Origin of the sequence: Kaistia nematophila, assembly GCF_026343855.1 — a bacterium.
Taxonomy (GTDB): Bacteria; Pseudomonadota; Alphaproteobacteria; order Rhizobiales; family Kaistiaceae; genus Kaistia; species Kaistia nematophila.
On the sequence record NZ_JAPKNK010000001.1, the window covers coordinates 490,645 to 503,307 of the forward strand.

The window sequence follows — 12,663 nt, forward strand, 5'->3', positions numbered from 1 at the left end:
GGAAAAGGGCGGATCGCGGGCGCAGGAGGAAACGGGCCGGAGGCGCGGGACATGGTCCCGCCTCTCCGGCCCGGTATCAGCTCGATTACTTCTTGATGACGGCGTCGATCTTCGCCTGGGCCTCGGTGAGGGCCGTCTTGGCGTCGGTCTTGTGCGTCAGCGCCTGCTGGATCGCGGTCGAGATCGGCGTCGAGATCTTGGCCCAGTCAGGCGAGGGGCCGCGGGCGCGGGCGTTCTGCATCGATTCGACGAAGATCGCGTAGGCGGCCGGCCACTTCGGGTCCTTCACCTCGACCGGATAGGACGGGACGAAGCCGAACTCGTTCCAGACGCGCGGCATCTGCGAGTAGAGGTACTCGAGGAAGAGGAAGGCTTCCTTCGGGTGCTTGGTCTTGGCGAAGATGGCGTTGTTGCCCTCGCCGAGCGCGGAGGCCGGCTTGTCGCCGACGTTCCAGACCGGCAGCTTGGCGACGCGGAAGTCGAACTTGGCGTCCTTCGACATGCGCGGCAGCTCCCACGGGCCGGAGATGCCCATGGCGGCGTTCTGCGCGTTGAAGGTGGCCATCGAATCGTACTGGCCGCGGATCAGCGTGTCCGGCGAGGCGATCTTCTCGTCGATGATCTTCTGCCAGAGCTCGAGCGCCTTCACCGCGCCGTCGGCGTCGATGTGGTCATAGTCCGCGCCGGCCGACTGGGCCCAGGGCAGGAACTGGAACGTGCCCTCTTCGTTGCCGTTCGCCGAGAAGGCGAGGCCGTAGACGTTCTTCGCCGGGTCGGTCAGCTTCTTGGCGGTCTCGTAGAGCTCCTGCCAGGTCTGCGGCGGCTTGTCCGGATCGAGGCCGGCGGCCTTGAACATGTCGGCGTTGTAGTAGAGCGCGAGGGTGTTGGAGCCGCGCGGCAGGCCGTAGATCTTGCCATCCCAGGTGATGGTCGAGAGCGGGCCGGGATAGATCTTCGAGGTGTCGACGATCTTCGAGTCGGCGAGGTACGGCGTGATGTCGAGCAGCGCGCCCTTCGACGACAGGAACTGCATGTTCGGATTGTCGACATAGCCGATGTCGGGGGTCGTGCCCGTCGCGACGGCGCGCATCATGTCGTTCGCCCAGTCGGCGAATTCGACGCGCTTGATGTTGATCTTGATGTCGGGATGCAGCTTCTGGAACTCGTCCGCCATCACGTAGACGTAGCCCGGGTCCGCCTGGCGATCGATCGTCCAGACGTTCAGCTCGACCGGCTCCGCCGCAGCGGCAGCGGTCAGGGCCATCATGCCCGCCGCGCTCAACAGGATCTTCTTCGCAATATTCGCCATCGGTTTCCTCCTTGGTGGCGATGTCTCGAACCCACGCTCCTCCTGCGTGGCGGGGCAGGGCCCCGGGGCAGTTCCCGCCGGCGTGCCGGCGGGGTTGGGAGTGTCCGGCCGCTGAGGGATCAGGCCGGATTGGCGATGAAGGAAAGGCCGCCGCGGGCTTCCTTCAGATAGTTCAGCGACTTGACCTGGCCAGTGATCTCGAGCTCGTTGCGGTAGACCGGGTCGTGCCAGCCTTCGATGTCGATGCAGCCCTTGTAGCCGGCGAGGCGCAGCTCGCTGATGACACGGGTCCAGTCGCTGTCGCCGAAGCCCGGCGAGCGCATCTGCACGAAGGGATGCTTGCCGAACACGCCGCTCTCGCGGATGACGTCCCAGCGGATGGTCGCGTCCTTGCCGTGGACGTGGAAAATCTTCGGCGCCCATTTGCGGATCTGCGGGATCGGGTCGATCAGATAGACCATCTGATGGCACGGCTCCCACTCGAGGCCGATATTGTCGTCCGGCGTCTCGTTGAAGATCAGTTCCCAGGCGTCGGGATTGTGCGCGATGTTCCAGTCGCCGGTCGCCCAGTTGCCGTCCATGGCGCAGTTCTCGAAGGCGAGGCGGACGCCCTTGTCGGCGGCGCGCTTGGCAAGCTCGCTCCAGACCTGCTTGTAGCGCGGCAGGCTCTCCTCGATCGACTTGCCGCGGATGCGGCCGGTGAAGCCGGCGATCGTCTTGGCGCCGAACAGGTGCGCGTTGTCGATCAGCGTCTTCCAGCCTTCCAGCGTCTGCTGGTCGATGTCGGTGGTCTCGAGCGGATTGCCGAACATGCCGAGCGTGTCGATCTTCACGTCGGCGTCGCCGATCGCTTCCTTCAGCTCGGCGGCGAGCTTCGGAATGTCCTTGCCGCCGATGGTCTGCCAGAAGAACGGCTCGATCGACTCGAAGCCGAGCGGCAGGATCTGCCTGACGTAGGCGGCCGGATCGGGGAGGTTCCCCTTGATCATCGTACCGATGCGGATGTCGAGAAGCGGATTGGTCAAGGCATCAATTCCCTGGAGCGTTTAGGCCGTGCGTCGCGGGGGGCGCGGGCCAGCAAGGTTCAGATCGTGATTTCGACGCGGCGTCCGGTTTCGGCGCTTTCGATGGCGCCGAACACCATGGCGAGACTGTTGATGTTCTGGTGGCCGACCGTCTCCGGCTCCGGCCCGCCGCGCGTCGCGGCGATGAAATCCTGCATGACCCCAAGGTGGCCGCCGGTCCGGTCGGACTCTGCGAGTGGAGGAATCTCGCTGGCGGCCACCTCGGAAAACAGGCCGTCGATCGCCTGGCCGGCGACCTCGGCACGAATGTCCTGATGCCCGTCCCAGACGAGCGTTCCGCGGGTGCCGACGATGCGCCAGGCCGATTCCCAGCTGGTCATCAGCCCGTCGGCGCACCAGCTGCCGCGGTAGTTGAAGATGACGCCGTCGCCGAACTCGAAGATCGCCGCGGCCGAGGAGCCCTGCTTGTACCAGGAGTTCTTCGGGTTCCATTCGCGGCAATAGACGGCTTCCGGCACGTTGGCCGACATGAAGCGGGCGGCGTCGAAGGTGTGGATCGCCATGTCGAGCAGCAGCACGTGGTCCATCGTCTCGCGGAAGCCGCCGAAATGCGGCGCGAGGAAGAAATCGCAATGGATCGAGGTGACGTCGCCGATCGCGCCGGCCTCGATGGCGTTGCGGATGCGGCGCACGCCTTCGAGATAGCGGCGGTTCTGCACGACGACATGCAGCTTGCCGGCGGCCCTGGCGCGGGCGATCAGGTCGCGCGCCTGGTCGAGCGTCTCGGCCATCGGCTTTTCGGAGAGGACATGGCAGCCGGCGGCGAGCGCCGTCGAGACGATGTGATGGCGGGCGCCGGGGATGACCACGTCGAAGACGACATCCGGCCTGGCCTCGGCGATCAGGTCCTCGATGTTGGTGGCGATGACGATGTCGCCGAGCTCGAACTCGGCCGCGCGGGCACGGGCCGCGTCGGGATTGATGTCGGCGAGGCCGACGATCTGGAGGTTGTCGATGGTCTTCGCAGCGGCGAGCCAGGCACGGCTCATCGCTCCGCAACCGATCAGTACGGCACGTTGCATTCCGGTATTCCTCCCACGGCCAGTTCCTCGATCATTGCACCGCAAACGTTTACGGTGCGATGCAATAAGGCCGTAAACGTTTACGATGACACCAAATTGAGGTACGCTTGTCAAGCGCGGCAATCGTGGCAACCCGCGGTCGATGTTGATCGACCGGGTGCACGCGCCGGCTAAAATGATGTACGCAAGGCGCTCCGCGCGAGCGGATCGACCGGGCGAGGGAGGAGGCGCTCCGTTGAGCATCAAGGAACTGGCGCAGCAGCTGAACATCTCGATCGGCACGGTTTCGCGCGCCCTGAACGGCCGCGCCGACGTCAATCCGGAGACGCGCAAGCGGGTGCTCGCCGCCGCCGACGCGATGGGTTATGTCGCCAACCAGTCCGGCCGCAGCCTGCGTCAGGGAACCACCAACGTCATCGGCTTCACCATCGAGACCAATGTCGAGACCAGGACGCAGGGCGACACCTTCTTCATGAGCGTCTTCGACGGCGTGCAGATGGTCTTCGCCCGCCACAAGCTCGACCTCGTCGTGCTGCCCTGTGCTTCCGAGGACGACCCGTTCGACCATGTCCGCCGCGTCGTCTCGCGCCAGTTCGCCGACGGGCTGATCCTCTCGGCGACCCAGCGCCAGGATCCGCGCATCGATTATCTGATCGAGCGCGGCATTCCCTTCGTCACGCTCGGCCGCAGCCTGTCGGGCGGCGAGCATTCCTGGATCGACATGGATTTCGAGGGCATCGCCGCGCAGTCGGTCGCCCGGCTCGTCGCCGGCGGCCATCGCCGCATCGCGCTCGCCAACACCGAGCGCGGCATCAATCTGAGCTTCGTCTTCGAGGAGGCCTACCGCGCCGCGCTCGCCGCGCACGGCATCGCCTACGATCCCGACATCGTCATCCGCGGCGAGATCACCGAGCTCGGCGGCTACCGGGTCTGCGACCGGCTGCTGGCGTTGCCGGAGCCGCCGACGGCCGTCGTGCTGGTCAATGAGAGCCTGGCGATGGGCTTCTATCGCCGCCTGCTCGATGCCGGCCTCACGCCGGGCCGCGACATGGCGATCATCGGGCTGCGCCAGAGCCCGCAGTCGCGCTTCCTGTCGCCGGCGCTGACCTGCTACCGGCTGTCGCTGCACGACGTCGGCGTCGAGCTGGCGCAATCGCTGCTCGCCACCATGCCCGCCTATCGCGACCATTATCCGCAGGGCGTCACGCAGAAGATCTGGCCGATGGAGCTGGTGCCGGGAGAGAGCGACCCGCCGCTGCGGACCTGACACCCTCCCTCCCGCGATCGGCGGCCCCCTTGCCGTCAACGGGTTGTCACCCTAGAACATATCGTGAACATACGAAAGGTGGCGGCGATGGAATTGCTAGAAAAGCTCGGGATCCTGGCGGACGCGGCCAAGTATGACGCGTCCTGCGCCTCGAGCGGCACCGATACCAGGCACGCGGCCGCCGGCAAGGGCATCGGCTCGACCGAGGGCATGGGCATCTGCCATTCCTATGCGCCGGACGGCCGCTGCATCTCGCTCCTGAAGGTGCTCCTGACCAATGCCTGCAATTTCGACTGCCTCTATTGCGTCAACCGCGCCTCGTCCAACGTGCCGCGCGCCCGCTTCACCATCGCGGAAATCGTCAAGCTGACGCTCGATTTCTACCGCCGCAACTATATCGAAGGCCTGTTCCTCTCCTCCGGCATCATCCGCAATCCCGACTACACAATGGAGCAGGTGGTGGCGGTGGCGCGGTCGCTGCGGGTCGAGCACGGCTTCCAGGGCTACATCCACCTGAAGACGATTCCCGAGGCGAGCGAGGCGCTGATCACCGAGGCGGGGCTCTATGCCGATCGGCTGTCGATCAATGTCGAGCTGCCGACCGAGCAGGGGCTGGCGGCGCTGGCGCCGGAAAAGAGCGTTCCGTCGATCCGCCGCACCATGGGCCGGCTGCGGCTGAAGCTCGACGAGGCGAAATCGGAACAGCACCTGAAGCATGCGCGCCGCTTCGCGCCGGCCGGCCAGAGCACGCAGATGATCGTCGGCGCCGACGCATCGACCGACCGCTCGATCCTCGATCTCTCCGCCAATCTCTATGGCTCCTACAGGCTGAAGCGGGTCTATTACTCCGCCTTCAGCCCGATCCCCGATGCGAGCCGCAAGCTGCCGCCGGCCGCTCCGCCCCTGATGCGCGAGCATCGGCTCTACCAGGCCGACTGGCTGCTGCGCTTCTACGGCTTCGAGGTGTCGGAGATCGGCGGCCAGGGTGGCATGCTCGACCTCGATATCGACCCGAAGCTCGCCTGGGCGCTCGCCCATCGCGACCGCTTTCCCGTCGATCTCAACCGCGCCGGCCGCGAGGAGCTCTTGCGCGTACCGGGGCTCGGCGCCAAAACGGTGGAACGGCTCATCTCCGCCCGCCGCCATCGCACGCTGCGAAGCGACGACCTCGCCCGGCTGCGCCTGCCGCTCGCCAAGCTGATGCCCTTCGTCGTGCTCGGCGACCACAAGGCGTCCGGCCTGCTCGATTCGGAACGCCTGCCCGCCTTGCTGCGGCCGAAACCGGCGCAGATGCAACTGCCGTTCTAGCCATGCACCGCATCGCGCTTGCAGGACCGACCGATTTTGAGGGCTGGCGCGATGCCGCGCGGCGGCTGGCGCGGCAGGGCGTCGATCCGGCCGAGGTGGTCTGGAGCGTGGCCGGCGAAAGCGTCGATCTCTTTGGCGCGGTGTCTTCAGAACCGACGGCAGCGTCGCCGGAGGGGCCGGCCTTCGCCGTGCCGCGCGCCTTTCTCGATCTCGCCGAAACCGCGATCCTGCATGCGGATCCCGAACGTTTCGCGCTGCTCTACAAGATGCTTTGCCGACTCAGGAACGATCACGATGCGTTCGAGGACAGCGTCGATCCGCTCAATGTCCGTCTCAATAGCCTCGCCAGGGCGGTGCGGCGCGACATTCACAAGATGCATGCCTTCGTCCGCTTCCGCGCCGTCGAGACGGAGGCGGGCGAATGCTTCATCGCCTGGTTCGAGCCGGAGCATCACATCGTCGAGGCGGCGGCGCCCTTCTTCGTCCGCCGCTTTGCCTCGATGCGCTGGTCGATCCTGACGCCGGAGCGCAGCGTGCATTGGGATGGCGAGGTCCTGCGCTTTTCGGAGGGCGTCGATCGCTCGGCCGCTCCCGGCGAGGACGCGCTGGAGGATCTCTGGCGGCGTTACTACGCGGCGATCTTCAATCCCGCCCGGCTCAAGGTGCAGGCGATGATGTCGGAGATGCCCAGGAAATACTGGCGCAACCTGCCCGAGGCTTTGCTCATTAAACCGCTGATCGACCAGGCGGAGCGAAGGAGCGCCGAGATGGTTCAGTCAGCCGCGACACCAGAAAATCCGAGACCGCAGCGGCCCGCGCCCGCTGCACTGGCCGAAGCGCCGGCAATGGCCGGCACGATCGCGGCGTTGCGGGCCGAGGCGGCGGGCTGCCGGCGTTGCCCGCTCTGGGCGCCGGCGACGCAGACCGTCTTTGGCGAGGGGCCTGAGGACGCCGATATCGTCTTTGTCGGCGAGCAGCCGGGCGACCAGGAGGATCTGGCGGGGAAGCCCTTCGTGGGGCCGGCGGGCCAGGTGTTCGATGCGGCGCTTCGCGACGTCGGTATCGATCGTGGCCGCGTCTATGTCACCAATGCGGTGAAGCACTTCAAATTCGTGCCGCGCGGCAAGCGCCGGCTGCACCAGAAGCCTGATGTCGCTGACATCGTCGCCTGCCATGACTGGTTGGCGCAGGAACTGGCGATCCTCAGGCCGCGCCTGGTCGTCGCGCTCGGGCTGACGGCGGTGCGGAGCCTGACCGGAAAGACGATGACGCTGGCCTCGGCGCGCGAGCAGTTCCTGACGACCGGGGGCGGCGCGACGCTGCTGGCGACGATCCATCCGTCCTTCCTGCTGCGCCTGCCCGACCAAAACGAAAAAGCGCGCGAGTACGCGCGCTTTCTGGACGATCTCAAGCGGGTGGCCGCGTTGGCGCAATCGGCCTGACTACCAGCAGGTATAGCCGCCGTCGGCCGAGACGATCGAGCCGGTCATCAGGCTGGCCGCGTCGCTGGCGAGGAAATGCACGACCGAGGCGATCTCGTCGGTCTCGCCCATGCGGCCCATCGGCGTGCCGCCGAGCCAGGCTTCCGCCATGTCAGGGTTTTCCTTGAGGACGTTGGCGGCCAGCGGCGTGTTGATATAGGTCGGCGCCACGGCGTTGACGCGGACCCCGCGCGAGCCCCATTCGGCCGCCAGCGACTTGGTCAGGTGGTGAACGGCGGCCTTCGAGGCGTTGTAGGACGCCTGCTCCTGCGGCTTGTTGACGATCAGGCCGGACATCGAGCCGATATTGACGATCGAGCCGCGGCCGGCTTTCAGCATGTGGTTGCCGAAGGCGCGGCAGCACCAGTAGGTGCCGTTCAGGTTGACGTCGATGACGTTCAGCCAGAGTTCGTCGGCGACCGTCTCGGCCGGCACCATGCTGCGGGCGATGCCGGCATTGTTGACGAGGATGTCGATCCTGCCATGCTTGGCGACGACCTCGTCCGCGACCTGGTTGACGCGGGCCGAGTCGGTCACGTCCATCACCACCACGTCGACGTCATGGCCCTTGGCTTTCAGGCTGGCCTGGCCGGCCTTGGCGACCGCCTCGTCCCGGTCGGCGATGATCACCTTGGCGCCGGCTTCGGCCAGCGCCTCGACGGTAGCCAGGCCGATCGACTGGCCGCCGCCCGTCACGAGCGCGACCTTGCCGTCGAGCCGAAGCTTTTCGAAATACATTCTTTTCCTCCTGAGAATTCGCCGTGGGGCGACGTCAAGCTACTGAACGATCACCTTGCCGTCACGGTCGAACCGGTGGATATGCGTCGAATCCGGTGTGAGAAAAACGCGTTCGCCCGGCTTCAGCGCCAGTTCGCCGACCGCCCGCACGGTGATGTCGCCGATCTCCGGCACCGTCACGTAGAGGAAGGTGTCGCTGCCGACATGCTCGGCGACGCTGACGACGCCGTCCCACTCGCCCGATGTCTGCGAGGTCGCGACATGCTCCGGCCGGATGCCGATTGTCGTCGCGCCGCGCTTTTCCGCCGCCGCGCCGGTGACGAAGTTCATTTTCGGCGAGCCGATGAAGCCGGCGACGAACAGGTTCTGCGGATGCTCGTAGAGTTCGAGCGGCGAGCCGACCTGCTCGATCTGGCCGGCGTTCAGGACGACGATCTTGTCGGCGAGCGTCATCGCCTCGATCTGGTCGTGCGTCACGTAGATCGCCGTGGTGCCGAGCGAGTTCTGCAGCCGGGCGATCTCCAGCCGCATGTTTACACGCAATGCTGCATCCAAATTCGAGAGCGGCTCGTCGAACAGGAACGCCTTCGGTTCGCGCACGATGGCGCGGCCGATGGCGACGCGCTGGCGCTGGCCGCCGGAAAGCTGGCCCGGCCGGCGGTCGAGATAGGGGGTGAGGTTGAGCACCGCCGCCGCCGCCTCGACCTTCTGCGCGATCTCGGCCTTCGGCATCCCGGCCATCTTCAGCCCGAAGCCGATATTGCTGCGCACGCTCATATGCGGGTAGAGCGCGTAGGACTGGAACACCATGGACAGGCCGCGCTTCGCCGGCGGCAGGTCGACGACGTTGAGGCCGTCGATGCGGATGATGCCGCGCGTGACGTCCTCGAGCCCGGCGATCAGCCGCAGCAGGGTGGACTTGCCGCAGCCCGACGGGCCGACGAAGACGACGAACTCACCGTCCTCGACGGTCAGGTCGACATCCTTGATGACGTTGACGCTGCCGAAGGTCTTCTCGACGCCAACCAGTTCGATCTTGCCCATGGTGTTGTTCCCGTGACCGGATTACTTGACGGCGCCGAAGGTGAGACCGCGCACCAGCTGCTTCTGGCTGAACCAGCCGAGCACCATGATCGGCGCGATGGCGAGCGTGGAGGCGGCGGAGAGCTTGGCCCAGAACAGCCCTTCCGGGCTCGAATAGGAGGCGATGAACACGGTCAGCGGCGCCGCGTTGACGGTGGTCAGGTTCAGCGTCCAGAACGCCTCGTTCCAGGCGAGGATGATGTTGAGCAGCACGGTCGAGGCGATGCCGGGGATCGCCATCGGCGTCAGCACGTAGAGGAGCTCCTTGCCGATGGTGGCGCCGTCCATGCGCGCCGCCTCGAGGATGTCCTTCGGGATTTCCTTGAAATAGGTGTAGAGCATCCAGACGATGATCGGCAGGTTGGCCATGAACTCGATGAAGATCAGGCCGCCATGCGTGTCGAGCAGGCCGGTGTCGCGATAGATCAGGTAGATCGGCACCAGCACGCCGACCGGCGGCATCATCTTGGTCGAGAGCATCCAGAGCAGCGTGCTGCGCGTCCGCTTGGTCGGCGCGAAGGCCATCGCCCAGGCGGCGGGAATGCCGATCAGGAGCCCGAGCGCGGTCGAGCCGAGCGCCAGGATGATCGAGTTCATCGCGTGATGGATGTAGTCGCTACGATGCTGGACGATGCCGTAGTTCTCGGTCGTCCAGTGGAAGAACAGGAATTGCGGTGGCGTCGAGAAGGCGTCGAGCTCGGTCTTGAAGCTGGTCAGCACCATCCAGAGAATCGGGAAGAAGATGATGAAGCCGGCGAGCCAGCCGCCAGCCGTGGCGGTGATCCTGCGGGTCGTCGTGATGCGTCTGGCCATGATCGAGCGTTCCGATGCTTAGGCGTCGAGGTTCTTGCCGATGAGGCGGACCAGGAAGATGGCGACAATGTTGGCGAGGACGACGGCAACGATGCCGCCGGCCGAGGCGCCGCCGACGTCGTATTGCAGCAGCGCCTGCGCATAGACGAGGAAGGCGATGTTGGTTGTCTGCAGGCCGGGTCCGCCGCCGGTTGTGACGAAGATCTCGGCGAAGACCGAGAGCAGGAAGATCGTCTCGATCAGGATGACGACGGTGATGGCGCGGGCGAGATGCGGCAGCGTCATGTAGATGAAGAAGGACAGCGCCGGCGTGCCGTCCATCTCGGCCGCCTCCTTCTGCTCCTCGTCCATCGACTGCAGCGCCGTCAGAAGGATCAGCGTGGCGAAGGGCAGCCATTGCCAGGCGACGATCAGGATGATCGAGAACAGCGGCACATTGGTGAACCAGTCGATCGGCTGCACGCCGATCAGCGTCGCGATCCAGGCGAACAGCCCGGAGACGGGATGCATCAGCAGGTTCTTCCAGACCAGCGCCGACACGGTCGGCATGACGAAGAACGGCGCGATCACCATCAGGCGGACGATGCCGCGGCCGAGGATCGGCTGGTCCATCAGAAGCGCCAGCAGCACGCCGCCGACCACCGTGATGACGAGCACCGAACCGACCAGGATCAGCGTGTTGAAGAGCGCCGTGAAGAAGGCGGGGTCGGTGAGGAAATACTGGTAGTTCAGCAGGCCGACGAAGCTTTCCTGGCCGGGGTCGAGCAGGTTGTAGCGCAGGAGCGAGAACCAGATCGTCATCGCCAGCGGTACGATCATCCAGAGGAACAGCAGGATGATCGACGGCGCCGAGAGGATGCGTCCGAGAGTAGTCGACTGCTTCGTGGCCACGGCCTTCGCCCTTGATCCGTTTCGATCTGCCCTAAAAAAGGTCCACCCGGCCGAGGTCGGGTGGCAGTCCTTGGGAGGCCCGGAGCCCGGCCCGCGGAACGGGCCGGGCGAGCACGGAGCGCGGGCTACTTGATGTAGCCGGCCTTGGTCATTTCCCGGGTTGCGGTCGCCTGGGCGGCGGCGAGCGCCGCGTCGACCGTCGACGAACCGGCGAGAGCTGCGGAGAATTGCTGGCCGACCGCCGTGCCGAGCCCCTGGAATTCGGGGATGGCGACGAACTGCACGCCGGTATAGGGCACCGGCTTCACCGTCGGATGGTCCGGATCGGCCGAGTTGATCGAGTCGAGCGTCATCTTCGCGAAGGGCGCCGCTTTCTGGTATTCCGGATTGGCGTAGAGGGAGGCGCGCGTGCCGGGAGGCACGTTCGCCCAGCCTTCCTTCGAGGCGACGAGGTTCAGATAGTCCTTGCTGGTCGCCCAGCTGATGAACTTCTCCGCTGCGTCGGCCTTCTTCGAGCCGGCCGGCACCGCCAGCGACCACGCCCACAGCCAGTTGGCGTTCTTGCCGAGGCCGTTATTGGGGGCGAGCGCGAAGCCGACCTTGTCGGCGACCTTCGAATCCTTCGGGTTGGTCACGAAGGAGGCGGCGACGGTGGCGTCGATCCACATGCCGCACTTGCCGGAGTTGAACAGCGCTAGGTTCTCGTTGAACCCGTTCGAGGCCGCTCCCGGCGGTCCGGCTTCCTTCATCAGGTTGACGTAGAAATTCAGCGTGTTCTTCCATTCCGGCTGGTCGAACTGCGGCTGCCATTTCTCGTCGAACCAGCGGGCGCCGAACGAGTTCGACATGGCGGTCAGGAAGGCCATGTTCTCGCCCCAGCCGGCCTTGCCGCGCAGGCAGATGCCATAGACGCCATTATCCTTGTCGGTGATCTTCTTGGCGGCGTCAGCGATGAAGTCCCAGGTCGGCTGCTCGGGCATCTTCAGCCCGGCCTTGTCGAACAGGTCCTTGCGGTACATCACCATCGAGCTCTCGCCGTAGAATGGCGCCGCGTAGAGCTTGCCGTCGAGCGACAGGCCGGCGCGGATCGGCGGCAGCAGGTCATCGACGTCGTAGTTGGCGCCGAGATTGTCGAGCGGCACCAGCCAGCCCTTCTTGGCCCAGATCGGCACCTCGTAGGTGCCGATCGTCAGCACGTCGAACTGTCCGGCCTTGGTGGCGATGTCGGTCGTCACCTTCTGGCGCAGCGTGTTCTCTTCCAGCGTGACCCATTCGAGGTCGATGTCGGGGTTCTTCGCCTTGAAGTCGTCGGTCAGCGACTGCATGCGCACCATGTCGCCATTGTTGACGGTGGCGATGGTGAGCTTGGTGGCGGCCGCGGCCTGGCCGATGGCCAGAATGGAAGCTGCGCCGAGAAGGGCGCCGATCACAATCCTCATGTCATCCTCCCAGATGCGCTGCGAGCAATTGCTACAGCGATGATCATACGCTCAATCCGAAATTGCAGGCGTGTCAATGGCAATTCGTTGCCGCAGGGCAGCGAAGCCGGCTTGCCGTCGAGGGCGCCAAGCTGCCGCAGGGGAAGTTTCGGGAGGAATTTCAAAGGGCAGGCCGGATGCTGCGGTGCGGCATCGGCTGGATACGGTCCGGTCCGGGCCTGCCGGCG

11 protein-coding genes are annotated in these 12,663 nt (G+C 65.7%); 3 read left to right on the forward strand and 8 right to left on the reverse strand.

The features are described from left to right. Positions 1 to 85: 85 nt before the first annotated feature. From OSH07_RS02305 to OSH07_RS02315, 3 genes are all read right to left on the reverse strand, one after another. Complete coding sequence (locus OSH07_RS02305) at positions 86 to 1,309, reverse strand: ABC transporter substrate-binding protein (RefSeq protein ID WP_266336981.1); 1,224 nt, start codon at positions 1,307 to 1,309, stop codon at positions 86 to 88. 119 nt (positions 1,310 to 1,428) lie between these two features. After that, positions 1,429 to 2,298 carry a sugar phosphate isomerase/epimerase family protein gene (locus OSH07_RS02310; RefSeq protein ID WP_420909595.1) on the reverse strand — a complete coding sequence of 290 codons (870 nt, stop codon included), beginning with the start codon at positions 2,296 to 2,298 and terminating at the stop codon, positions 1,429 to 1,431. A 95-nt stretch (positions 2,299 to 2,393) separates the two neighbouring features. Continuing rightward, positions 2,394 to 3,416 carry a Gfo/Idh/MocA family protein gene (locus tag OSH07_RS02315; RefSeq protein WP_266336983.1) on the reverse strand — a complete coding sequence of 341 codons (1,023 nt, stop codon included), beginning with the start codon at positions 3,414 to 3,416 and terminating at the stop codon, positions 2,394 to 2,396. Between the two features lie 235 nt (positions 3,417 to 3,651). Here OSH07_RS02315 and OSH07_RS02320 point away from each other — a divergent pair, with 235 nt between their 5' ends. The 3 genes from OSH07_RS02320 to OSH07_RS02330 all read left to right on the forward strand — a co-directional run bounded on the left by OSH07_RS02320 (position 3,652) and on the right by OSH07_RS02330 (position 7,433). Continuing rightward, positions 3,652 to 4,683, forward strand: a complete 1,032-nt coding sequence (locus tag OSH07_RS02320) for a LacI family DNA-binding transcriptional regulator (RefSeq protein ID WP_266336984.1) — start codon at positions 3,652 to 3,654, stop codon at positions 4,681 to 4,683. 87 nt (positions 4,684 to 4,770) lie between these two features. Next, on the forward strand, positions 4,771 to 5,991 hold the full coding sequence (locus OSH07_RS02325; protein ID WP_266336985.1) for a putative DNA modification/repair radical SAM protein: 1,221 nt from the start codon (positions 4,771 to 4,773) through the stop codon (positions 5,989 to 5,991). Between the two features lie 2 nt (positions 5,992 to 5,993). Beyond that, entirely contained in the window at positions 5,994 to 7,433 is a 1,440-nt protein-coding gene (locus tag OSH07_RS02330) for a UdgX family uracil-DNA binding protein (protein ID WP_266336986.1), read from the forward strand. Here OSH07_RS02330 and OSH07_RS02335 read toward each other — a convergent pair whose 3' ends face one another. The 5 genes from OSH07_RS02335 to OSH07_RS02355 form a co-directional block, all read right to left on the reverse strand. Next, positions 7,434 to 8,210, reverse strand: coding sequence for an SDR family NAD(P)-dependent oxidoreductase (locus OSH07_RS02335; protein ID WP_266336987.1), 777 nt, complete (start codon positions 8,208 to 8,210; stop codon positions 7,434 to 7,436). A gap of 39 nt (positions 8,211 to 8,249) precedes the next feature. Continuing rightward, entirely contained in the window at positions 8,250 to 9,254 is a 1,005-nt protein-coding gene (locus OSH07_RS02340) for an ABC transporter ATP-binding protein (protein ID WP_266336988.1), read from the reverse strand. Between the two features lie 21 nt (positions 9,255 to 9,275). Next, positions 9,276 to 10,106 (reverse strand): carbohydrate ABC transporter permease, encoded by an 831-nt coding sequence (locus tag OSH07_RS02345; protein WP_266336989.1) that lies wholly within the window; start codon positions 10,104 to 10,106, stop codon positions 9,276 to 9,278. Between the two features lie 18 nt (positions 10,107 to 10,124). After that, entirely contained in the window at positions 10,125 to 10,997 is an 873-nt protein-coding gene (locus tag OSH07_RS02350; RefSeq protein WP_266336990.1) for a carbohydrate ABC transporter permease, read from the reverse strand. 125 nt (positions 10,998 to 11,122) lie between these two features. Beyond that, a complete protein-coding gene (locus OSH07_RS02355) occupies positions 11,123 to 12,436 on the reverse strand; it encodes an ABC transporter substrate-binding protein (protein WP_266336991.1) in 1,314 nt (437 codons plus the stop codon). Between the last annotated feature and the right edge of the window lie 227 nt (positions 12,437 to 12,663).

Coding starts and splice junctions, on each gene's coding strand:
- OSH07_RS02305 (WP_266336981.1), bottom strand. CDS start 1,309: ATGGCGAATATTGCGAAGAAGATCCTGTTGAGCGCGGCGGGCATGATG.
- OSH07_RS02310 (WP_420909595.1), bottom strand. CDS start 2,298: ATGATCAAGGGGAACCTCCCCGATCCGGCCGCCTACGTCAGGCAGATC.
- OSH07_RS02315 (WP_266336983.1), bottom strand. CDS start 3,416: ATGCAACGTGCCGTACTGATCGGTTGCGGAGCGATGAGCCGTGCCTGG.
- OSH07_RS02325 (WP_266336985.1), top strand. CDS start 4,771: ATGGAATTGCTAGAAAAGCTCGGGATCCTGGCGGACGCGGCCAAGTAT.
- OSH07_RS02330 (WP_266336986.1), top strand. CDS start 5,994: ATGCACCGCATCGCGCTTGCAGGACCGACCGATTTTGAGGGCTGGCGC.
- OSH07_RS02335 (WP_266336987.1), bottom strand. CDS start 8,210: ATGTATTTCGAAAAGCTTCGGCTCGACGGCAAGGTCGCGCTCGTGACG.
- OSH07_RS02340 (WP_266336988.1), bottom strand. CDS start 9,254: ATGGGCAAGATCGAACTGGTTGGCGTCGAGAAGACCTTCGGCAGCGTC.
- OSH07_RS02345 (WP_266336989.1), bottom strand. CDS start 10,106: ATGGCCAGACGCATCACGACGACCCGCAGGATCACCGCCACGGCTGGC.
- OSH07_RS02355 (WP_266336991.1), bottom strand. CDS start 12,436: ATGAGGATTGTGATCGGCGCCCTTCTCGGCGCAGCTTCCATTCTGGCC.